Source organism: Bacteroides eggerthii, from assembly GCF_025146565.1.
Lineage (GTDB): Bacteria > Bacteroidota > Bacteroidia > Bacteroidales > Bacteroidaceae > Bacteroides > Bacteroides eggerthii.
Window position 1 is genome coordinate 3,235,576 of record NZ_CP102258.1, and the last position, 23,135, is coordinate 3,258,710.

At 41.0% G+C, this 23,135-nt stretch carries 13 protein-coding genes; 6 read left to right on the forward strand and 7 right to left on the reverse strand.

The window, feature by feature from the left end:
- Window positions 1–17: 17 nt before the first annotated feature.
- The 4 genes from NQ546_RS13360 to NQ546_RS13375 form a co-directional block, all read right to left on the reverse strand.
- The gene (locus NQ546_RS13360) at window positions 18–3,188 is read right to left on the reverse strand and encodes a SusC/RagA family TonB-linked outer membrane protein (protein ID WP_229127962.1); all 3,171 of its coding nucleotides are present in this window, start codon (window positions 3,186–3,188) and stop codon (window positions 18–20) included.
- 428 nt (window positions 3,189–3,616) lie between these two features.
- Window positions 3,617–6,430: a glycoside hydrolase family 31 protein gene (locus NQ546_RS13365; RefSeq protein WP_004290594.1), complete on the reverse strand. Its 2,814-nt coding sequence runs from the start codon at window positions 6,428–6,430 to the stop codon at window positions 3,617–3,619.
- A 9-nt stretch (window positions 6,431–6,439) separates the two neighbouring features.
- Window positions 6,440–8,350, reverse strand: a complete 1,911-nt coding sequence (locus tag NQ546_RS13370; RefSeq protein WP_004290593.1) for an MGH1-like glycoside hydrolase domain-containing protein — start codon at window positions 8,348–8,350, stop codon at window positions 6,440–6,442.
- 229 nt (window positions 8,351–8,579) lie between these two features.
- Window positions 8,580–11,102 (reverse strand): hypothetical protein, encoded by a 2,523-nt coding sequence (locus tag NQ546_RS13375; RefSeq protein WP_004292920.1) that lies wholly within the window; start codon window positions 11,100–11,102, stop codon window positions 8,580–8,582.
- Between the two features lie 202 nt (window positions 11,103–11,304).
- On the opposite strand from NQ546_RS13375, the gene NQ546_RS13380 reads away from it, so the two are divergent.
- The 3 genes from NQ546_RS13380 (at window position 11,305) to nudC (ending at window position 14,850) form a co-directional block, all read left to right on the forward strand.
- Window positions 11,305–12,780: a sialate O-acetylesterase gene (locus tag NQ546_RS13380; protein WP_039953260.1), complete on the forward strand. Its 1,476-nt coding sequence runs from the start codon at window positions 11,305–11,307 to the stop codon at window positions 12,778–12,780.
- A 512-nt stretch (window positions 12,781–13,292) separates the two neighbouring features.
- The gene (locus tag NQ546_RS13385) at window positions 13,293–13,931 is read left to right on the forward strand and encodes an HU family DNA-binding protein (RefSeq protein WP_039953259.1); all 639 of its coding nucleotides are present in this window, start codon (window positions 13,293–13,295) and stop codon (window positions 13,929–13,931) included.
- Window positions 13,932–14,040: 109 nt separating this feature from the next.
- Window positions 14,041–14,850: an NAD(+) diphosphatase gene (gene nudC, locus NQ546_RS13390; protein WP_004290588.1), complete on the forward strand. Its 810-nt coding sequence runs from the start codon at window positions 14,041–14,043 to the stop codon at window positions 14,848–14,850.
- Window positions 14,851–15,204: 354 nt separating this feature from the next.
- Here the strand turns inward: nudC and NQ546_RS13395 are convergent, their stop codons facing one another.
- The 3 genes from NQ546_RS13395 to NQ546_RS13405 all read right to left on the reverse strand — a co-directional run bounded on the left by NQ546_RS13395 (window position 15,205) and on the right by NQ546_RS13405 (window position 20,472).
- Window positions 15,205–16,947, reverse strand: coding sequence for a phospho-sugar mutase (locus NQ546_RS13395; protein ID WP_004290587.1), 1,743 nt, complete (start codon window positions 16,945–16,947; stop codon window positions 15,205–15,207).
- A gap of 158 nt (window positions 16,948–17,105) precedes the next feature.
- Complete coding sequence (locus tag NQ546_RS13400; RefSeq protein WP_004290586.1) at window positions 17,106–18,743, reverse strand: C69 family dipeptidase; 1,638 nt, start codon at window positions 18,741–18,743, stop codon at window positions 17,106–17,108.
- 73 nt (window positions 18,744–18,816) lie between these two features.
- The gene (locus NQ546_RS13405) at window positions 18,817–20,472 is read right to left on the reverse strand and encodes a M23 family metallopeptidase (RefSeq protein ID WP_004290585.1); all 1,656 of its coding nucleotides are present in this window, start codon (window positions 20,470–20,472) and stop codon (window positions 18,817–18,819) included.
- Between the two features lie 82 nt (window positions 20,473–20,554).
- Between NQ546_RS13405 and NQ546_RS13410 the strand changes: the two genes are divergently transcribed.
- The 3 genes from NQ546_RS13410 to NQ546_RS13420 all read left to right on the forward strand — a co-directional run bounded on the left by NQ546_RS13410 (window position 20,555) and on the right by NQ546_RS13420 (window position 23,024).
- Window positions 20,555–22,264, forward strand: coding sequence for an AraC family transcriptional regulator (locus NQ546_RS13410; protein WP_039953258.1), 1,710 nt, complete (start codon window positions 20,555–20,557; stop codon window positions 22,262–22,264).
- 134 nt (window positions 22,265–22,398) lie between these two features.
- A complete protein-coding gene (locus NQ546_RS13415; RefSeq protein ID WP_004290582.1) occupies window positions 22,399–22,680 on the forward strand; it encodes a hypothetical protein in 282 nt (93 codons plus the stop codon).
- Window positions 22,677–23,024: a hypothetical protein gene (locus NQ546_RS13420; RefSeq protein WP_004290581.1), complete on the forward strand. Its 348-nt coding sequence runs from the start codon at window positions 22,677–22,679 to the stop codon at window positions 23,022–23,024. Before NQ546_RS13415 ends, NQ546_RS13420 begins: the two co-directional genes overlap by 4 nt.
- Window positions 23,025–23,135: the final 111 nt, after the last annotated feature.

The following is a 23,135-nucleotide window of genomic DNA, read 5'->3' on the forward strand; positions in this document are numbered from 1 at the left end:
CGATAATCTCCTTTTACTTAAAATGTAATACTTGCTCCAAAATTATACGTCCTATTCAGCGGATACATATATCCATAGAGTTCCGTCGGTCTTTCCGGATCAACGCCTTTTACGCCAGTCAAAGTGAACAGATTATATCCATTCATATAAACCCTCAGGCTCTTAACGCCTACTGGAGCCAACCAATGTTTTGGCAGTGTATAACCAATTTCAGCTGTCTTCAAGCGCAGATATGTACCTTTCTGAATGGCAAACTCAGAATTCTGATCAGGTGTTGTTCCACCATATGAGTAGTAGCCTGAAATCCATTGACAAGAAGGATCATAAGGATCTTGTTTTGGATCAACAGGACGCCATCTATCCAAAAACATATCCAATGCATTACCATCAAACTGTAAAGGGGCTGACAGCTGCTCACCATAAGAAACATAGGACATAGCAGACCCTTGGAATGTCATACTTACATCAAAACCTTTCCACTGAGCAGACAAAGTCAAGCCAAAGTTCATTAACGGATAGTTCTTCTTATCTTGGAAATCAGCAGCAGAAGCATTTGTTGTTGTAGCAATAGGATACTTATCCATATCATCTATAGTACCATCACCATTCCAGTCTTCGTAGATATAATCACCTGGCAAAGTAGCATTTCCTGCAAAAATAGGAGAATTAATAATCTGGTCCCAAGAAGTGTAACGTCCACCGTCTCCATATCCAAACCAAATATCATTATAACGGTCTGTCAGGTTATTTCTCCAGTTATCATATGAATTTCCAGATGGGGTACGCTCTTTATAACGCCACATAGAACGGGTGATAGCCATGTTTCCTGTTACGCTATATCCAACTTCTCCAATACGATTATGATGCCTAAGTTCTAATTCAAATCCTCTCGTCCGATCGCTTTCCAAATTTTCTTTGGGCATCGAAGCGCCAAAAGTACCAGGAACAGCAACAATCCGATTAGCCATCAATCCATCACGATCACGTTGAAAAAGATCAAAAGAAACACCCAACAGACCATTCCATAAGTCAGCATCCACACCAACATTTAGTGTTTTAACAGTATACCAAGTTATATCCGGATTGGCAACCGCTCTGAATCCAAGAGAATTAATAAAGGAACCACCAAAGAAATATCCTTTAGGAGGTTTGTTGAACGTAGCACCCTCTGTGTTTGGATAATTATATCCTGAAATAAACTGATAATCAGCTACCGAGTCATCTCCCATCTTACCGTAAGAAGCGCGCAGTTTCAAATTATTGACAAAAGGAAGTGCCTCCTTTACAAAGTCCTCTTCACTCATGCGCCACCCTAAAGAAGCGCTGGGAAAAAATCCCCAACGGCTGTGTGATGGGAATTTAGAAGAACCATCGTAACGAAAAGCAAATTCAGCCAAATAGCGCCCTTTATAATCATAATTAAAACGGCCAACCAATGCCTTAGAAGCACTTTCTGTCAATCCATCTGCATTGGATGTACCAAGCTGATTAGTCGAATTACCGGCAAACAAATAAGGCAGAGGTATAGAGAACTCACGAGAAGCACGAATATTATCACCCACACTGTGTCCCTCTTCATACAACAGTAAACCGGATACATGATGGTCAGTAGCGAAAGTATTATCATAACTTACAGAAGCCTGCCATAGAGTTGACCAAGAATTCCCATAGTAACGTTCCAATTTGGTAGGACTCTGTTTGGGATAAGCAGAATAAGTTTCACTTGCTTCATCGTAAGTATATTCATTATATTCTTTCTGAAAAATAGAATTATCAGCTATAGAAGTATCGTAACTGAACAACCCTTTCACTTTCAATCCTTTTACAAATGGAACCACATATTCCAATTCCATACTGGATTGAAAAATTTTATTGGTATTTTTGTTATAACCAGATACATCAGGATCTGTCGAAGCCAAAAGGTTTAACTGGTCAGTTGACATCTTTTGGTAATACCCCGGAGTGTCATTAGCATAAAGTTTTTCATTAGGACTGGCGCGCCAAAGAGCTTTATAAACCTCCCATGTAGACAAATATTGGCGCTCTTTATTGTCAATAATGCCATTCATTTTAACAGAAGCTTTCAAATTCTTGGCAACCTCAGCATTCAAATTCATACGAAGATTGTAACGATCATAATTCAAAGCTTTCGACTTAAAGAAACCTTCTTGATCGGTATAGCCGAAATTTATATAATAATCCATTTTCTCACTACCACCACTCAATGAAACATTATGCTGTTGTTGAGGGGCTGTATTACGGATGACAGCTCCATACCAATCTGTAGATTTCAAAGTTCCATTCAAATAAGCTCCTATCTGCTCATCGGAATAAGTCAATTGTGGGTTTGTCAGATTACGCATAGACTTTTCATTAAACAAAGTCATACGTTCGACTGCTCCTACTGGCTCAAGCATTTCGGCAGGAGTCTGAATACCATAATACATGTTGTATTCAATTTTCGGTTTATTTTTCTCTCCTTTTTTGGTTGTAACCAACACTACACCATTAGCAGCACGCACACCATAAATAGCAGCCGAAGCATCTTTCAACACAGATATTGATTCAATTTCATTAGGATCCATACGCTGTAAATCACCACGAGGGATACCATCAACAACAATTAATGGAGAACCAAAACCACGAATATCAAATTGATTTGTAAATTCACCCGGTTCTGATGTCTTCTGAATCACACGTACCCCAGGCACCTTACCTGTCAACATATTTTGAGCATTCTGGCTCTTTGTTGCAGCCAGTTCTTCATTAGTAATAGCAGATACAGCACCTGTCAGGTTCACCTTTTTCTGAGTACCATATCCAACAACCACTACTTCATCTAACTGTTCGGCATCTTCCTTTAAGACAATCCTATAATTGGTATTCTTATCTACATTTACTTTTTTGTTTACATAACCTATATAAGAAACTTCCAAGATTGCTCCTTCAGTAACTGTAAGAGTAAAGTTTCCATCAATATCAGTTATAGTACCTAACGATTTATTGCCAACCACTGTCACATTGGCACCAATAATAGCCTCACCCAATTCATCAACAACTTGTCCAGATATATTTCGGGAAGTTTGTGCATACATCGGAGTGAGCACCATCAAGAACAGTATTAATATATACCCGAAGGAATATTTACTACCTTTCATAAAACTAAACTTGCTTTTTATGCGTTTCATAATCTCACTTTTAAAATTGTTTTTCATAAAATAACGTATCCTCTCAAAAAAATAGGTAGGAAGGATAAGCTTCTGTTAACTTGTATTTTTCATTTTCATTTATATATTAAAAAGGTTAATTCTACAAAAATGTTATCCTAAAACAATCTTAAACCTTATATATCGTTACCTCTATTCGCATTTATTTCGATAATGCAAAATTATATATCAAAAATTAAAAATTAAGTCATATCACACTTAGCTAACGCTTAATTTCAAATTAACCAAAGGAATTAAGTTCCTTTATTTCAAAAGATGCAGATATTCCACTAAACCACATATAAATCATGCAGTTAAGCCCTAGTAAAGAATACTGCAATAAGTACATCTGTTTTAAAATCCATCTATTCCATCCTTATGAGCATGTCAACTTAAGAATACCAAGAGACTCACTTCAATACAAGCTTTATTTCTTCCCCTGTATACCTCACTCTCGTAGCCACATTCTTGCCATTAAGCTTAACGCAAATTTCCCTATCTTCTGTTGTATAAGTACCTAGCTTTTTACCAATTACCAGTTCTTTGGTACAATCATTCCATTTAAAAGGAATAACATTATACTTACCTTCTTTATATTCTATAGTTTCACCATCATCTTCATATAAATTAAAAATAGCATCTTCACCTGTAAACACATGAATTTCAAGTGGAATATCAGTATTGATATTCTTTTCTACAGACATATAATAAGGAATAATAGAGCCCGCCTTTACAAACAAAGGCATTGTGCTCAAAGAAGCCTCTGCCATAACTGTGATGCCTCCTTGATATTTCTTTCCGGTCCAAAAATCAAACCAAGTATGTCCTTCCGGTAAATACACAGAACGCGAAGTAGCTCCTGCCTCTAAAATAGGACAAACTAAAAGAGCAGGACCATACATAAATTGATCTTTACAATCCAGCACTTTTTCATCCTGAGGAAAATCAAAAGCGAGTAAACGCATAGGAGTATAATGTTCACGAGTTACTCTATCAGACAAAGTATAAATATAGGGAAGAAGTCTATAGCGTAACTTAATGAAATCGGTACATATGCGTTGTACCTCAGGACCATATGCCCATAACTCATTCGGAGCTTTCGTATCTCCCGGATAACGACGTCCATGAGCACGAAAAATCGGACAGAATGTTCCATATTGGAACCAGCGTATAAACAATTCTTGATAATCCTTTTTAGAGGGATCTCCTCCCGAATAACCACCAATATCCGTAGTCCAATAAGGAATTCCGGTTGCTGTAAAGTTCAGACCTGCTGCAACTTGTTTTTGAAGTTCCTCAAATGTTGTTGGAATATCCCCAGACCATACTGCAGTTCCCCACTTTTGCTGAGAAGCCCACGCACAACGAGTCAACATATAAGGACGAAGATTTGGACGAGCTTTTGTTATTCCATCATAAAAATGAGACGCATGCACCAATGGATATATATTCCGCACTCTACGAGCCTCTCCTGCATACGTACGAAGTGGTAAAAATGAAGCTATATGATCCGGTTCCGGTCCATCCAAAAACCAACCATCAATATTCAAGTCTACTAAAGGAACTACTTTATCCCAATACATTTTGGCTGCTCCCGGATTAAAAGTATCATATATATAGCCATCAATGGCTCTGGCTCCTTCCAAAATATATCCTCTTTCTGACATTTCATTGTAATTAGGAATACCAGGTTTAAAACTAGGCCACATTGTCAAGACAACTTTCAAATCATACATATTATGAAGACTATCTACCATTGCGGGAACATCCGGAAAAATAGTCTCATCAAATTTATGCGAACCGGTTCCATATTTACCCCAATAATGATAGTCTATAAAAATGGTGCTTGCCGGAATGTTTTCTTCCTTCATTCTCTTGGCCACCTCCATCACTTCTTTTTGTGTTGCATAACGATTACGGCTCTGATGATAGCCTAAAGCCCAAGCTGGTAACATTGGAGCAACTCCTGTCAAAGAACGATAGGCTGCTACCAACTTATCCATTCCATCACCAACAAAAAGATAATAATTCACAATCCTACCATAATCTGAAACAAAACTCATACCTGCATTATTATCTGCATATATAGTTCGGGAAGGATTGTCCCAAAACAGTCCCCATTTTCCTGTAGAATAAATAACCGGTACTGCAGCTTGGGTATTAAACTGAACTAATTCTCGTTTAGCATTTCGCAAATTCATCAAATTATCTCTAAACTGTCCTAATCCGTATAACGCTTCTTCATCCTGTAACTGAAATCTACAATATGCATTTACAGAATCTCCATGCACATTCATTCTTGCTTTTTCCGGCCATTCTTTCAACAAAAGTTTTCCGGATTTATCAAGAAGGCTAATATAACCAGCTTTTTTATTCACTGTTACGGAGAGACAAGAAGAACGTAATATAATCTCTCTTCGAGTATCTTCTACATCAAACTCGGCAATATCAGGCTGTTGCGTGACGGCAAAACTCTTATTATTTTCAATCTCCAGTTCCGAACCAAACATCACATGCACACTCCCAATATCATAAGGTTGTAAAAATAAAGTTCCACCTGAAGTTTGGACCCACAAAGCTTGCTTTTCTTTTTTCCAAGACAGTACAGTCTGCGACTGCCCTTCCTTCTCTACAACTTGCAGCTTATTAGGACGCACCACATCGTGATAATTTGTACCTATGAAAACATCACTAACCATTCCTTTACTTCCCTTTTCTGCCAAAATCCTAATACGATTAAAATCAAAGTCACCTGATAAAACAGATACAGCATTTTCCAAGTCAGGCACAGCAGCTGCCGTCGGACTATAAAAGATATATGCCCTATCTGTCTTTTCAGAGTAATCAATACGCACAACTATCAATTGCGGAGTCTGAGATACCCCTGCTTCAACTAATATTTTTTTATCATTATCTTTTTCAAAAGATAAACCCAAATGAGAATTTCCTTTTTCTTTCAATGCTAAAAAACTACACCAAATAGTTTTATTTTTATTTGCATCATTCAATTGTACATCTTTATATATACTTATATCTTGCAAAGAAGCATCCATATGCCAACACCTCTCCGGCACAGTAATCGTTGGCATATTCAGTCCCCCCTTGCTTTCTTTTGCAACAGTTACATCTCCTTTCCAAGGACTTTTAAAGAAAACATATTTCTGTGCATTTACAACAGAAAACGAATAAAATAAAAGACTGATAATTAAAATAATATTTTTCATAATAGATCATTAATTATATTTACAAACAACTCCATTCTCCATAAGAGAAATATATCCCAATAATGCACCCCAATGATAGAATTTATCACTTCTTACAACATCATCCCCTATACCAGTAAGAGCATTATAATTTTCAAAAACATAACCATGTGATAACCAAGACTTCAATAACAAATTCTTAGATTTTTCAGCAAAAAGGCGTTTCACTTCCCGAAACTCATAGTTATTCAGCCCCATATAAACCAAAAAATTCAATGGAGCCCATATACGTCCCCTCCAATACTCATTATCCTTAAAAGCCGGATCATTTTTCGGAACAGATGGAATCACATACTTTCCCCAAAATTCATTAGTATTCAATAAATGCTCTTTTACCATTCGTTCAGCTTGATTTTGTGTAGGTGCTTTTGCCAACAATGGATAAAAGCAAGTAGGCGAGGTACGATAATTAAAATCCATGGTCCTAGTAGAACGATTGTAATAAAAACCTGTCTTTTCATCCCATAAGCCTTTCAAATTAGCACGATAATAATCCGCACGCTCCCTAAGCTCCATAGCATCTTTCTTATAATTAAGTTCCTCTGCTATCAATGCCAAATAATCACAATCCATTACATACAATGAAGATATACCCACATCCTGTTGCTCCAATAAGTGTTTCTGCTTATTAAAAGATACTCCATCATACATAGGTGAATTGTCCAGGCCCGACTCCAAAACAGCTCCATAATGACAATTCGTATCAAATTCAGATCTAAAATAAGTAACCTTTTCATAAGGATTACTTCCCAAACATAATAGACCTTTATCCTCCCTATTCTTACTCCACCAACGATTCCAAGTCAACAATTCTTTATAAAGTAACTCCAAAAACCACTTCTCTTTATATTGTTTGTACAACATCCAAACAACCAAAGAACCGACAGGTGGCTGAGAGCGGTCTCTTGATTTAAAGCCATTACTATAAAAGCAATTGGGTATAAAACCACATTCAGTTATTGCTTTGGTTATCTCCACAGCATTTGCATAAGCCAATTCCTTACTACCAACAGCCAGCATCATCGCTGCAAAATAAGTATCCCAACAAAACAACGTAAAACCACCGAAATCTTCACTGGCAAACCATTCAGAACTCCAAATCCGGCTGACAGGGGTTATCACTTTCCTAATACTGGGATCATATATATTATCCCATGCCAAAACACTTTGCATGGCATTGTAGCAATCGTAATTCTCACCAAACCTTTTTTTATTAGTTGTAACAAATTCTTGCGCCTGTCTCTTTACAAAAGCAGTTGCTTTCTCCAGACTCATAGCCTCTCCGCAACAAAGTGCAATCGGAGAATTCAAAGAAACAATAAACTCCTTGCCTTTTTTCTCCAGAAGTTCACCTTCTATATATGTTTCTATTTCAACAGCCCTATCGCGTGATGCCAAAACAAAACTTCGAGTATTTACAACCAGTGTATTACCACGTTTCCAAAGAATTTCAGGAATTACTGCCAATCTCCCTCCTTTTTTTGTTTCAGCCAATGGTGTAATCAAAATCACATTTTTAAGTCCTATGGCAGCACTTTCCACTTGCAATTTGTAACCACGCCAATTCACTGTTATTTTAGTATAGGTTCCATCAAAAGAATGAGGCCCGGGCTGCAATATAGGCGCCCCTTTACTTCGGTCACCAATTCTAAATTTCTTCACTCGGCTCCCATCAGAATCAATCATGTTGAGATCAACAGCAAAGCCATAAGGAAGAAACACGTGCGTCAATACGCTACGAGTATCCCAAGTATTCCACCCAGAGGCCAATTTTTTCTGTAAATTTTCGTAGAGTTTCTCCGGAGAATTTGCAGACAAAACCTTAAAAGAAGAAATTACCAAGCCTAATATAAGCAAAACAAGCAAAAAAATCCTTTTCATAGTGTTATGATTAAGTTAGTTACACACAATCTCAATACCCCATGTAGAGAACCACAAGAGCTTTTCTACCTGTGCAAAATAAAGAACTCAGTCTTAAAATATAGGATTATCTTCTATTAAAGGAATATTAAAAAAGCGCTTAATCATTACAATTAAACGCTTTATTATTAAAATATTATCACTTACACCTCTTGGCATAAGAAAGCATCTAGTTTTATGTCATTGAAAGCTATTTGTACAAATTACATAAAGGTACTTTATACTCTTCTCCCAAAGAGTCTTTATACTCCTTACAAAAACGATCATAAACACTTTTCACAATACCTTTTTTACCTTGTGCAAAAAGGACAGAGCATTTGGCAACTAAAGCTTCCTCACTCAAAGGATCATGCAAAAACAATATATCAGCAATGCGTAGTACCGTATCATAATTATTACGCTGCACATTCAACAAATTTCTCAGCAAATCAATGGAAAGACTGGAATAAGAATCTTTGAATTCATCCAACCAATCAACAATTGTATTTGAAAGCAACGGACCATACAATAATATCTCCAGTATTTGATTTAGCAGCTTATCATCTCCATGTTCTTCATTTTTTTCTTTAAATTGACGAATACACTCCAATGCCATCCGATAATCACAAAAAACACCTTCCCCCCATCTGATGCACAAGAATCCCATATCACTGATAATCTCTACATCACCTACTTTTTCTAACAGTACACGCAACTTACGCAAAGTTACATTTCGATTATTACGAGCAGCCTCTTCTTCTTTATCTGACCATAAAATATCTGTAACTTTTTTAGTCAAAATACCTTGTTTGTTCTTTTCTGTATAAAGGACAAGCAATACAAGTAAACTTTTCAACCGAGGTGTAAAAGCACCAGTTATATCATTACCGTCTTTATCACGGACATTAAATGTACCTAATAACGAGATTGCCGAACGGCTTCGATCAAAGAACTTTTCTACCTCCACTGTTTCTTCTACTGATTCACTAAAATGAAAAGTTTCTATTGGAGTATCGCTGCTTTTTATATCTTCAGAGATCGCCCTATTTTTACCACACTTTATTCGGTAGATAAAGAAAAACGCCCCTCCTAGCAACACTATACCACACAACCACCACAACCATACAGGTGTTAAACTTTTATCTGCAACCTGCATAATTTCATTATCATTTAACAAAGGAGTATTGATAGAATAAATAGCTACATCATGTGTGCGATCGCTCAAAATCTTATCCATTACCAAATACAACTTGCGATGAGCAGGTGATGAATAAAAACTAAAATCACAATCTTGATAGACTAAATCATTATGAATAGGCTTAGAAACCTCCACCCAAACAGAGTCATTCATAAAAACTTTCCATAGACTGCCTCCATCTTTCATGCTAACTGCATAAAAAGAGCTATCTGAAGGTTCAAAATACATGGAAGATGCCATCATTAATATATCTGTAGACTGCCTTTTCTTCCACACACAACGCGACTTTCCTGTTTTCAAATTAATAGCACATAATTCATAGTAAAAATGAGCATTAAACTCTTGCTTTCCCTGTCTATTTCCACGACCGCCAAAAAGATACAACTCATCTCCCACTATAGCAGCAGCAGATGAATAACGAGGAGAAATCGCAGGAGAATAAGTAACTCCTTCAATTTGCTTCGTACCAACTTTCAATCTGTACAGATCATTTCTATATTGATAAAAACCATATCCTCCAAAAAAATAGAATGAAGAATCACTTGAATTAAAGGTACGTGCATGATTATAATAACGAGGCTCGTCCAAATGCCTTTCACTCAGGCTCCAAGTTCTTTCATCAACAGATAAGAAAGAAACAAGTTTTTCATGTAAAGAGTAAGAAAACAATTGATTTGTTAAAGTGTCATATACCAAATGGTCCGTATATTCCATCACCGGATATCCCTTCTCTACAGTGATTTTATCCATATTACCCGAAATCCCATTTAATATATCTACTTTATCTTGTCGAACTAAATAAAACAAAGCATCACGAGCATTAAAAGCGACGTCCAAACGTCCTGAAGTCTTCTCTGCATATATTTTCCGCCATTCAATATGGTCATCAATCAACCATGAGGGATAGGAAGCCATCGCCCTGGCTCCTTTAACTTCGTCAAGACAGACTTCACCATTATGCTTCCACAATTTCCAATGTCTGATTAAATCCCCATCACTAGTAATTTTTATATCCCTAATATTCATAGGAGCCACATCTGACGAGAAATAAGGAGATTTTCCAAACAAAACTGTGATATCCTCAGTACCCTGCAAAGGTACTATCATCGTAGTATCCTTATCATCATATTTCAAATCGATTTGATTATTCTTTATATTAAGATGCAAAGAAACCGGAATCCATTTATTTTTTTTTATATTAGTATCAATAGAGAACATTCCTTCATTAAAAACTAAAGCCGGGAAGTTCCGATTATTGTCACCTGCCGCAAAAACAAAATGAAGGAATTGGTTTTCATTCGTACATAAATGAAGAATAGCTCCAAAATCAGGCTCATTACGAACCCACATTTGAAAATCTATAGTAAACTCATTCTTCACACGAAAAGGAGAATTTTCATCAAGAGCCAAAGAAGTGCGTTCATTGCCCGGTGCAGAATGAGACTTAAAATAGAGGCCATAATCTGTAGAGGCCAGCACTTTCAAATCTCCCAAAGCAAAGAAACATAATATCCAAATCAACAAATTATTTCTCATAGCATATTGTTAAAAAACACTTTGCAAAGGTAACAAAAAAATCCCCGCGACAAATAAAGGACATAAGATTTTAAAAACAAGATCCTATTAAACTGATATTATGTGCAAATTAATAACAATTTAACCTGGAAGGTAAGTTCCCCTATCTATTTTTGTCACAAAGAACTAAACATTATCTTATTTATTAAAATGAAATAGTATTATGAAAAAAAGATGTTTAAATTACACAGTAGTTAAGTCCTTAATAACCTTTCTTCTATTAGTACATTTTCTATCAGCCTCTACATTTGTAAAAGCTAAAGTACAATTACCCTCCATACTTAGCAGTAATATGGTATTGCAACAACATACAAATGTAAAACTTTGGGGTAAAGCTCAAAAGAATTCTCCCATCACTATAAAAACATCATGGGATAACAAAACGTATAAAACAACAGCAGACAAACAAGGAAAATGGTTGTTAAATATCTCTACACCAGTAGCTGGAGGTCCTTATGAAATTACTTTCAACGACGGAGAGCTCTTAACTTTAAAAAATATATTAATAGGTGAAGTCTGGTTTTGTTCCGGACAATCGAATATGGAAATGCCAATGAGCGGCTTTGACCGCCAACCGACTCAAGGTACAAACGACGTCATTGCCAAAGCAAAAGCCTCTACTCCAATCCGTATCTACAATACAGATTCTAAGGATGGAAAATGGATACGTCAATTTAGCAAAACACCAGAAGAGGATTGTAAAGGTGAATGGTTAGAAAACACTCCTGTCAACGTTTCCCATACAAGTGCAACTGCTTACTTTTTTGCCCGATATCTACAAGAAGTCTTAGAAGTACCGGTCGGTATCATTATATCTTCACTTGGTGGCTCAAAAGTAGAAGCATGGATGAGCCGGGAAGCTATTACACCATTTAAAAGTATCGATTTATCCATACTCAATAATAATGAACCAATAAAAAACATTACAGCTACTCCATGTGTACTTTACAATAGCAAAATAGCACCATTCACTAATTTTACTATTAAAGGCTTTCTTTGGTATCAAGGCGAAAGTAATCGCGACAATGTTGATTTATATAAAGATCTGATGCCCGTCTTTGTCAAAGACATACGTAACAAATGGAATATAGGGGAATTTCCTTTTTACTTTGTAGAGATTGCTCCTTTCAATTATGAAGGAGCAAATGGTACCTCAGCCGCCCGTATGCGCGAAGTTCAACAACAAAATATGAAAGACATTCCTAATAGCGGGATGGTCACTACTTTGGATATAGGGCATCCCGTCTTTATCCACCCGACAAATAAAGAAACTGTTGGTAGCCGTCTGGCTCTTTGGGCCCTTGCCCAAACCTATGGGCAAAAAGGATTCGGCTATGCCACTCCCATTTACAAATCTATGGAAATATCAGGAAATAAAATATACATTAATATAGATAATGCACAACGCGGACTTTGTCCGATGTGGACCCCGCTCGAAGGATTTGAGATTGCCGGTGAAGATAGAATTTTCTATCCGGCTCATGCCGAAATAGAAACCAAAACAACCCGCCTTGCCGTATCATGCGATAAAGTGCAGCATCCGATAGCAGTTCGATACGCTTACAAAAATTATGCAAAAGCAAGTGTATTCAGTACCTATGGTATTCCTGTAGCTCCATTTAGAACAGATAATTGGTAAACACAGATAAAATAAACATGAAAAAACGAATAAAACTCTTATCAATATACTTACTGTGTACCTTTGTACACAGTAAGTGTCAGCCTCCAATACAGAATTTCTAACTAAGAACACATATCCAGATATGGCACAAGCCCAACAATATCTCGATTATATGTATGAAGAGGTATCCGTAAGCCTCTATGGAACAAATAGCAGTAGTGACAGTGAATTCATCGAAAAATCTTTGATACATTGAAAATAGCTATGATATGAAGGATATTTTTCTCCCCAAACACTACCTTTCGTATCACAATATTTTATACCTTTGCTCACTAAGAATTAATCGTCCCATACCCGTTTCTATTTCGTCCGACAGCTGTCGGACGATAATTAAACAACTGTCGAACGATAATGCAACAGTTGTCGGACGATTAGTTTTTAGGAAGAAGAAAATTAATCCGCTTAGCGACAAAAATAATTCCCCGAAGCGACGAGAACTGTTTATCGCTATAAACAAAAATAGATATCTTATGAGCGCGTATTACGACCTTTACGAAACGCCTTCGCCCGACGGGAAAGAAGACAAGAAATCACTCCATGCACGTATCTGCCCGAAAGGGACTTATACCCAAAAGGAGTTTGTGGAACATGTCTCTACATTCCAACATCTGCCCAAGAATGTGATAGGGGCAGCACTGGATGCCTGCATCGACGAACTTTGCGACCTGCTGGCCAACGGAAACATCGTGGAGCTGGGAGAACTCGGATTCTTCAGCACTTCACTGAAATGCCTGCGTGAGACCGACGACGAGAAAAAGAAAATCCGCTCCGAATCCGTCCAATTCCAAAACGTACACCTGCGCATCAGCAGCACGTTCCGCAACAACATCAAGAAAAAAATGACGTTGGAACGTGTACACTCCACTACCAAGAAATCGAAAAAAGCAGTAGAGACCACCGAAGAAACAAGAAAAGCCGAACTGGAACTGTTCCTCAAGCGGAATGTATGCATCAACAAAAACGAATACATCCAATTGAGTGGGCTGACCAGACATGCCGCCATAGACGAACTGAACAAATTCATCCTGCAAGGATTCCTTCGCCGCCGCGGGGTGGGAAGGTCAACGGTCTATGTGCGGCAAGAAAAAGACACAGCAAACGAAATTTAGGGGGCGAACATAGAGGCACAAAGACACAGAAATTAATGCTTTATCTCTTTGAAAAGAATCTCTGTACCTCTGTGTTCTCGTGTTCATCCCCCCAAAAAAATAACAAGCAATGGAAGATTCAACAGAAATCAAACCCTCCACGCAGTGGTTCGTCTTCTTCAATGACCAACTGCTATTGAAGAAAGGATATACGGAAAAAGGAGAGATAAAATACAGCGTACCCGTCAGCATAAATCCCCCCTTGGCACCGGAAAGCGGAAGCAATATACACGACGTATTCCCGCCCAACGGTAAGCAAGTGCGGGCATTTGCTACGGGACAGCCCGTCGCAGAAACCGAAGAATGGGTAATGATAGGCTTGCGGGCTTCGTACGACTACATTTCCGCAGACGAATACCTGTCCGCCGGAAAGGCATTCCAGATACTCTATTGGGACGAGCATAGCCGTTTCTGCCCCGTATGCGGCACTCCTATGGAACAGCAAACCCCTATCATGAAGAAATGCCCGAAATGTGGAAATGAAATGTATCCTCCCGTATCTACGGCAATCATCGTACTGATACGAAAAGGTAAAGAGATACTGCTGGTACATGCACGCAACTTTCGCGGCACTTTTCATGGACTGGTAGCCGGCTTCCTTGAGGCTGGCGAAACTTTGGAGCAATGCGTAGAACGGGAAGTCATGGAAGAAACCGGACTAAAGGTGAAGAACATCACTTACTTCGGCAGCCAGCCCTGGCCCTATCCCAGCGGATTAATGGTGGGCTTCATTGCCGACTATGAAAGTGGGGAAATCAAGCTGCAAGCCGACGAACTCAGTTCCGGCTCATTCTATTCCAAAGACAACCTACCGGAAATTCCACGCAAGCTAAGCATTGCACGAAAATTGATTGACTGGTGGCTGGAAAATAATAACTAAAGAGGTAAGGAACCAAAGAGTTTTAAAAGCATTAATGACTCAAAGGGGAAAAGAAACAAAAAAAACAGATTGCGGAAAACACGCACTCGCAAACGAACAACTACGAATGAAACGACTCTCATTCACATCAACCAATTGGCGTGCAACCGCAATCTGTCATACTATCTATTAACTGTTGACCTCTGTCGCATATAAGAACAGTATTCAACGGAGAATGGATTTGCAGACTGGCATAAAGAATATAAAAGAAACTTAATACATTCGGAACCACCACACATTTACCATCATAAAACACAAAAGGTGCAAGCGGCTTCTGCCACCTGCACCTTTCCTATATGTAAGAATTAAACCTTCTTAGATACCGAGTGATTTGCGTACTGCTTCCACTTTCTTTTCAGCTTCAGCATTGGCACTGCCGTAGCACTTGGGACATCCCATTTCACCCTTCACTTCAATGTAGAATTTAATCTTGGGTTCCGTTCCGGAAGGACGAACGGAAATCTTCGTGCCGTCTACTGTGAAATACTGGAGAACATTTGATGTTTCAGGCATATTCAAAGCTGTTGAGTTACCTTGAGCATCCGTAGCTTTCAGCGTCTTATAGTCCTTGACCAGCTCAACGGCAGAGCCACCGATTTCTCTCGGCGGATTAGCGCGGAAATTATCCATCATGGCCTTGATTTCATCTGCACCACTCTTACCCGGTTTCACCACATTAACGGTAGTTTCTTTAGAGAAGCCGTATTCCACATAAATGTCCATTAAGATGTCATACAGTGTCTTGCCCTGATCCTTTGCCCAAGCACAAATCTCAGCCAACAGTGAGCAGGCCGAAACAGCATCTTTATCGCGAACGAAATCTTCGGCAAGGAAACCGTAGCTCTCTTCACCTCCACCGATGTATTGTTGTTTGCCTTCACGCAGACGGATCTCGCGGGCAATCCACTTGAAACCGGTGTAGCAGTCGATCATTTCAATCTTGTTCTTATCGGCAACAGCTTTGATGAGCTCGGTAGTGACAATGGTCTTTACGATGAAATCCGTAGGTTGCATCTTGCCGGTTGCGATACGGTTCTTGATGATGTAGTACAGGAAAAGCAAGCAAGTCTGATTGCCGTTAATCAGCACCCATTCGCCTTTGTCGTCCTTGCATGCCATACCCACGCGGTCTGCATCAGGATCACTTGCCATTACGATGTCTGCATCAATCTTCTTGGCGAGTTCGATTGCCATGGAAAGGGCTTCCGCATTTTCAGGATTCGGAGAAACAACTGTCGGGAAATCTCCGCTCTTTACCATTTGTTCGGGTACACAGTGCACATTCTCAAAGCCCCACTCTTTCAAGGAAGCAGGAATGAGTACCCTACCTGCACCATGGAGCGGAGTATAGACAATGCTAAGGTCTTTCTGACGCTTAATCACTTCCGGATCAATGGAGAGGGCATGGACTTTATCCAGATACACCTTGTCTATGTCCTCACCGATAATCTGAATCAAATCTTTGTTACCTTTGAACTTGATGTCCTCAACAGTCACTTTGTTTACCTCATCAATAATGGCTGTATCGTGCGGGGCAAGCACCTGCGCACCATCATCCCAATAGGCCTTGTAACCGTTGTATTCTTTCGGGTTATGGCTTGCAGTCAGGTTGATACCGCTTTGGCAGCCCAGATGACGGATAGCAAAGGAAACCTCCGGAGTGGGACGCAAATCCTCAAAAAGATAAACCTTGATGCCGTTTGCAGAAAAAATATCAGCCGAGATCTCAGCGAACTTACGACTGTTGTTACGGCAATCGTGGCCCACTACTACGGAAATTTGTTCTTTATCTTTGAAACATTTGTTCAGATAGTTAGCCAATCCTTGGGTAGCAGCGCCTACCGTATAAATATTCATACGGTTGCTGCCTGCGCCCATGATACCACGCAAGCCGCCTGTACCAAATTCCAAGTCTTTATAAAAACACTCTATCAGTTCGGTTTTATCTGGATTTTCCAACATACGTTTCACTTCTGCCTGAGTTTCGGCATCATAAGCCGGGGTAAGCCATTTTTCAGCTTTCTCAGTGACCTGTTTAATCAGTTCCTGATTTTCCATAAGACTATTTCTATTTTAAAGGTTAATACTTCAATTGTTTGTTAAGACACAAATGTAGAAGATTAAGTTCAAATATCCTAATTTTTTTTACCGTAGATTCACAAATCTGTACAGTATTTACTAAGAATATGAACGAAATATCTCATTTGCCCAAACTGTCATTGAGGCATTTTATATCTGTCGCCGGTCTGTTTGACATACTCTTCAAGAAACTCTTTCGGGTAACCCGGACGGACCACGCCTGCCGGTTGTCCGATAGAATTACGTTCAAACTTACCGTCTTTCATACGTTTAACAACGCCGTCATTATATTTCACAATCATGAATTCGCCCAGACGCTTCCATGCATCGAGCGTGCTTTGGGCAGTCATATTGGTATAGTTTGTCAAGAATGTTTTCGCTTTAGCCGGATCTTTCTCCAAGAGTTTGGCAGCAGCGGTCTCAATGCCTTCCTGTGCTTCGTTGAAGGTTGTTTCGAGCTCGGTCTGTGTGGCACGCACATCGCCAATCATCAGGTCATAGCGAGGATATACCATATTGGAGACCCAGTTGAAAATCCAGAAAGAGGAGTTCCATGAGAAAGTGATATAGTCTGCACCGTCCACGCGCGAATAGCATACGGGAACTTTGTCCGTACAGCAATATACGGGAGTAAATACAGTCATGTTGGCATCGTCCGTACCAAACCACAATACGCCGCCGATAGCATCGGGCAAAGTGGAACGCATCTGTGCCACGAATACAAAACCACTCTGCTGGGTAGAGATAGGGCGTTCGTTGAAGTATTCCTTATCGCCTACTTTAAAGGAAAGAGGAGAAAGGCGGTAGGGAGTGTGATACGGTCCTGCACCGAAATCCCTGCTGATGTCGAGGGGAGTACCCTCGTAATGGTCGCGCATGGCATTCTTTACATCTTGTACGGAGATTTTGCGGTTGGGCTTCACAAACAACGGCATCGGGGTATCCGTATCGCCTAATATATAAGGTAGGAACTCGTTGCCGCGAGCTGTGAACATATTAAAGTAACTCCACACGCGGGCTTCGCAGTAACGACGAGCGCCAAAGTCAAGCGGTGCATAAGCATTTGCAAAACTGAAATCTTTGTTCACTCCGTCGAAATAGCCTTTCTCGCGGGCAAAGGATATGACATCGGGAGAATACATGCAGTTGTTCTTGTCATTCATATCAAACTGGTGGATACGGCTTTGGTTGGCATGTGCGGAGATGCAATCATCGGGCACGCGGACAGCAACCCATACGGCGCCACGTACACCGGGTCCCTTGCCTATCATTTCCATAATCCAGATTTCATTAGGATCGGCAATCGTAAAGGATTCACCACTGCTGTAATAACCGTATTCCTGCACAAGGTCTGTCATCACTTTGATAGCTTCGCGGGCTGTTCGCGAACGTTGCAGACCGAGATAAATAAGGCTTCCATAATCAATGATACCGGTAGTATCCACCAGTTCCGGACGCCCGCCGAAAGTCGTCTCACCGATAGTAAGCTGAAATTCGTTCATATTGCCGATAACGTTGTAGGTTTGGCGCGCCTGCTCTATCTGACCGAGATACTTGCCGGTGTCCCACTCGTGCACATCAATCAATGTGCCTTTCTTGTGCATGCCTGCGGGATAATGATACAACTCGCCAAACAATCCATAGGAGTCGGCAGAATAGGAAACAATTGTAGAACCGTCCGTAGATACATTCTTACCTACAATAAGATTGGTGCAGGCAAAAGTGTTTGCCACAACTGCCACTACCAACATGACGGAGAGAGTTAATCTTTTCATACTTTGAATTATTATTGAATTTATTATATCACAATGCTATAAAGGGATTTCAAAGGATACAGCCCCTCCTATTTCACCATACAAAATGGAACTGCCCGACAGTTTGATTGCCGCAACCGTCCGTTACGGTCATTTCCACAGTATGCCTACCGCCTTTCTTCACATGTTCGGGGTCGAGCTCGCAAACCAGATTGCCACTAATGGAATTGGGCTTGCCAAACAATGCATACTTCCCGTCTATCGTTCCGCGATAGCTATTGACCCCCGTCCCTTTGTCCTTAGCTCTAAAGACTATGCGGCCCGTACGTCCCCATTGCTGAGGATTAAGCGGAATGATCTCCGGCGGTACGGTATCGACTGCTACCGTATAGGTGGCCAAGTCCCGGATGCGGACTTTCATAAAACCATCCTCATAAACCCCGCCTACGCTATATTTTCCGCCTTTGGCGGTAACGCCGGCCACATAATATTTCGACTTATCTTCCAAATCGTCACGACGTAAGCCAATACGCATCTCGCACGCTCCATGCATGGGAATACGGGTGTCGTTCAACTGATAGGTAAAAGCCACGTCGCCACTATCGGCGCGTACGGAATAGTTCAACCACACATCATCATACAACATTCCCCGCGGCACAACCAGTTCCAGTCCGGGCTCCTGAAGATAATTGGTTTTATCCCATTTGAAGGCATATTTTTCGCGATGCTCCACCGGACGGATAGCGGTATTCCTGCCCTGTATGGTGAAACGGACTTTCGAGGTGTTACCTAAAGCATCGCTCAAAGTATATACCAAACGATAGGGACGCTCTTCATTGATTTCTATCAGTCCCCGGTTGCCGTTAGACGCATGCAGCATACGCAGACGGTTGCCCGGTTCGACGAACGATTTCATGTACTGCCCATGTGTCCATGAGTTGATATAACGGTTTTCTTCGTAAGCAAAGCGGTCTACCACACTGCGAAACACTTCCACGCCGTCCACTTCCAGAATAACGGTATGCACGCCATAACGGTTGCCCACCCCATCCATATGGTCATAAGCGCGGATTCCCACTCCAATCAATCCCCAGGCTGTGATAGGCTTTGCTGGACTTGCCGGAAAGGTCTGGCGCGTCTGTTTTCCGTTTACCACCCCTTTGCCCGGTTGCGGAAACAAGATGATGCCCTCGGCATGAGGAGCAGTGTTGTCTTTCACTTTTTCCATAAAAAAAGGCAGCGGATCAATATAATCCCCTGTTGCCGACTCAATCATATCCAAATGCAGATGAGGGCCGAAAGAATATCCCGTATTCCCGCTAAGGGCTATCACCTGCCCTGCCTTTACCGGATATTCTCCCGGTTCGGGAACGATCTCCACTTCCCAACTCTCCTTTTCATACTGCAATTCTTTCACTCTCCGGGCCACATCGCCTGTAAAAGCGCTGAGGTGGCGGTTGATAGTGGAATAACCGTTATCATAATCCACATCGAGCACATACCCTGAGCCATGCGTCACTCGGATACGGGAGATATGCCCGTCTGCCAAAGCATGCACAGGTTTGCCTATAACACCACCGGTTTTGAAGTCCAGCCCGCCATGAAAATGGTTGGAACGTATCTCGCCGAAATTGCCTGAAAAGGTGATAGGGAAATCAAAAGGAGGAGTGAAAGTTTCTTCTTGCGCTTGCGCCCCTGTTGTTGCCAATAGCAAGAAAGAATATAAGATAAGTTTGATAGATATTTTCATTCTAAATAAGTAGTCATTTCAAAAACAAAGGCAAAGATAAAAATAATCCCTATCTTTGCCACATAAATATAGGAAATAAACAATGAGAACCCTCCGTCTTTGGTGTGTCATCTGCCTGGCACTCTTACCGACATCCAACACAATCCTCGCCAGAAGTACTCCAAAGTCCGTTCAGGCTCCCGACAGTCTACTCACCGAGAGATATATTCGCAGTATCTACTTCTCTATGCCCGATAGTGCCCTGCACCTGCTCAATGAAGCCGAAGCATCTCACCGGATGAAACCTTTCCGCATCGACATTCTGCGTTGCATGGTCTACGAAAGCCTGGGTATGTACGCCCTGAAAGAGCGCTACCTCCGGCGCGCCCTCGCCACCGACTCCGTAGAAAAGGTTCCTACCCGCAAGTTGCAAATACTGACACAGCTTGCCGCCGTCCTCGACCGTCAAAACAAGTACGAGGAAGGTATACGCATCTGTTCCAAAGCTATCGACCTGGCGCAGGAGCTGCAACAGAAAGCAAGAGAAAGCGAACTGCTGTTCACAATCGGGAGAATATACGCAGGCATGCAGCGCATGGATGAAGCCCTGCAATATATGTACCGTTCCATCGACCTGCTGAAGGACAGCGACAATGTGCGCGAACTGGCATACCTGTCCACCTACTACGGTGATTTGTCCGGCTATCTCTATGACAACCACCATAACGGCGAGGCTATCGAAATATGCCAACAGCGCCTCAACGTCATCCATCGCATGAGCAGAATGCCCGGACCGCCTCCCGGCTACATTGACCAGCAATATGGATATCTCTACTCCAAACTAGCCTTATACTATCGGCAAGAGGGAAAAACCCAAAAAGCCGCCGAGGCGTACCGCAACTACCTCGCCACTTCCTTTTCTTCCTCCCAAATGGGACAAGCCGAAATCGTTCCTTACTTGTTGCGTAACCACCAGTACCGGGAAGCCTTGCTGCGCCTGGACAATCATATCACCGTCTTCTGGCAGGCCGACACCATCAGCTACAACTATACCATAGCATTGGAGCATTACGCCCAAGCCTATCGCGGACTGGGCAACCAAGACCAGGCAAACAGTTACCTGCAACGTATCATTCGTGTGAACGACAGTATCTATCACCGTGAAAAGTCAAGCCAAGCACATGAGTTCGCCATTTTGTATCAGACGCAGGAGAAAGATACGCAGATACGCGAGACGCAGGCCGAACTCAAACGCCAGCACATTCTTTTTGCCACTGCCAGCCTTGTAGCTTTGCTGCTGCTCATCTTGCTATGGGAGAAACACCTCAACCTGCGTCGTACCCATGAGCGTAACCGCATCGCCGTCCGCCAGATAGACGAGTTGCTGGCACAGAAAGAGAAGTTGCGAAAGGCATACGCGGGAATAGAAAAAGAAGAGAGCGAAGAAAAACAGGCAGCGGCACAAGAAGTAAAGAACGAAGAAAACCGTCTCCGCTTCATGCAAATGGAAACTCACTTGATATCCGGTCGTCTCTTCCTGAACCCTGATATGACCCGTGAGGACCTGATGAAAATTACCGGCCTCAGCAAGAACCGTCTCAGTGCTCTCTTGCAAGAGCAAGCCAACGATAATTTCAGCGGTTACCTCAACCGTCTTCGTGTGGAATACTCTGTAGCCTTGTTGAAAGAGAAAGACAAATTCACGATAGATGCCATAGCCTCCATGTCAGGCTTCAACAGCCGCAGTACCTATTATACGGCTTTCAATAAGATTTTCCATCTGTCGCCGGCGCAATATCGTGACAGTCTTTAGAAGATATTTCACCACAGAGGACACAGAGGGCACAAAGATTCTTTTTTAATGAAGAATTAGCACTTCCATTGGCAAGACGGAAACTATTCGTATATTTGTAACGTTATACCACTATATATAAAGGAGATACAATTATGACAACAATGAAACTAAGACGCTCACTTTTTACAGAAGTCAATGCCGTACTGGACAGCGAAGAACTGACTCGCGCCGCTATCCAAGCTTTAAAAGAAGTAAGGAAAGCCGTTACTGCTGAAAGCAAAAGCGCCAAACAAGAAAAATTCATGCTAAACAGCCTGAAAGAGGCATTCCATGAATTGGATGAAGTAAAGACCGGTCGGAAAAAATCCCGCCCTGCCGAAGAATTGTTGAAAGAGTTACAAGAAATAGAAATGGAAGAAGGAGAAAAAGCATGATAAACATCCGTACCATTGAATTCTTTGACAAAAGCTACAAACACCTATTCAAAAAATATCGTTCTATTTCACAAGACTACCTACAACTGATAGAAGCACTACGTGAAAATCCTTATCTCGGTACCGACTTAGGAAACAATATACACAAAATACGTATCGGCATTACCGGAAAAGGAAAAGGTAAACGTGGAGGGGCGCGTGTCCTGACAGATACTGAAGCCGTCATTAACGTAGAAGAAGGCATTGTCACCTTACTTGCCATTTATGATAAAGCTGAAATCAGTACTCTATCCGATAATAAAATCAAAGAATTGGTAGAAATAGCCAGAGCAGAAAACAAATAAGAATACCTCTTCTATCTCCCTTCTCACCCCCGCCAGGCACCCTTCTGAGCGGGGGTGAGACATTTCAGGACATCAAAGCGACAAATCAGGACAAGGAGAAGACTACAAAAA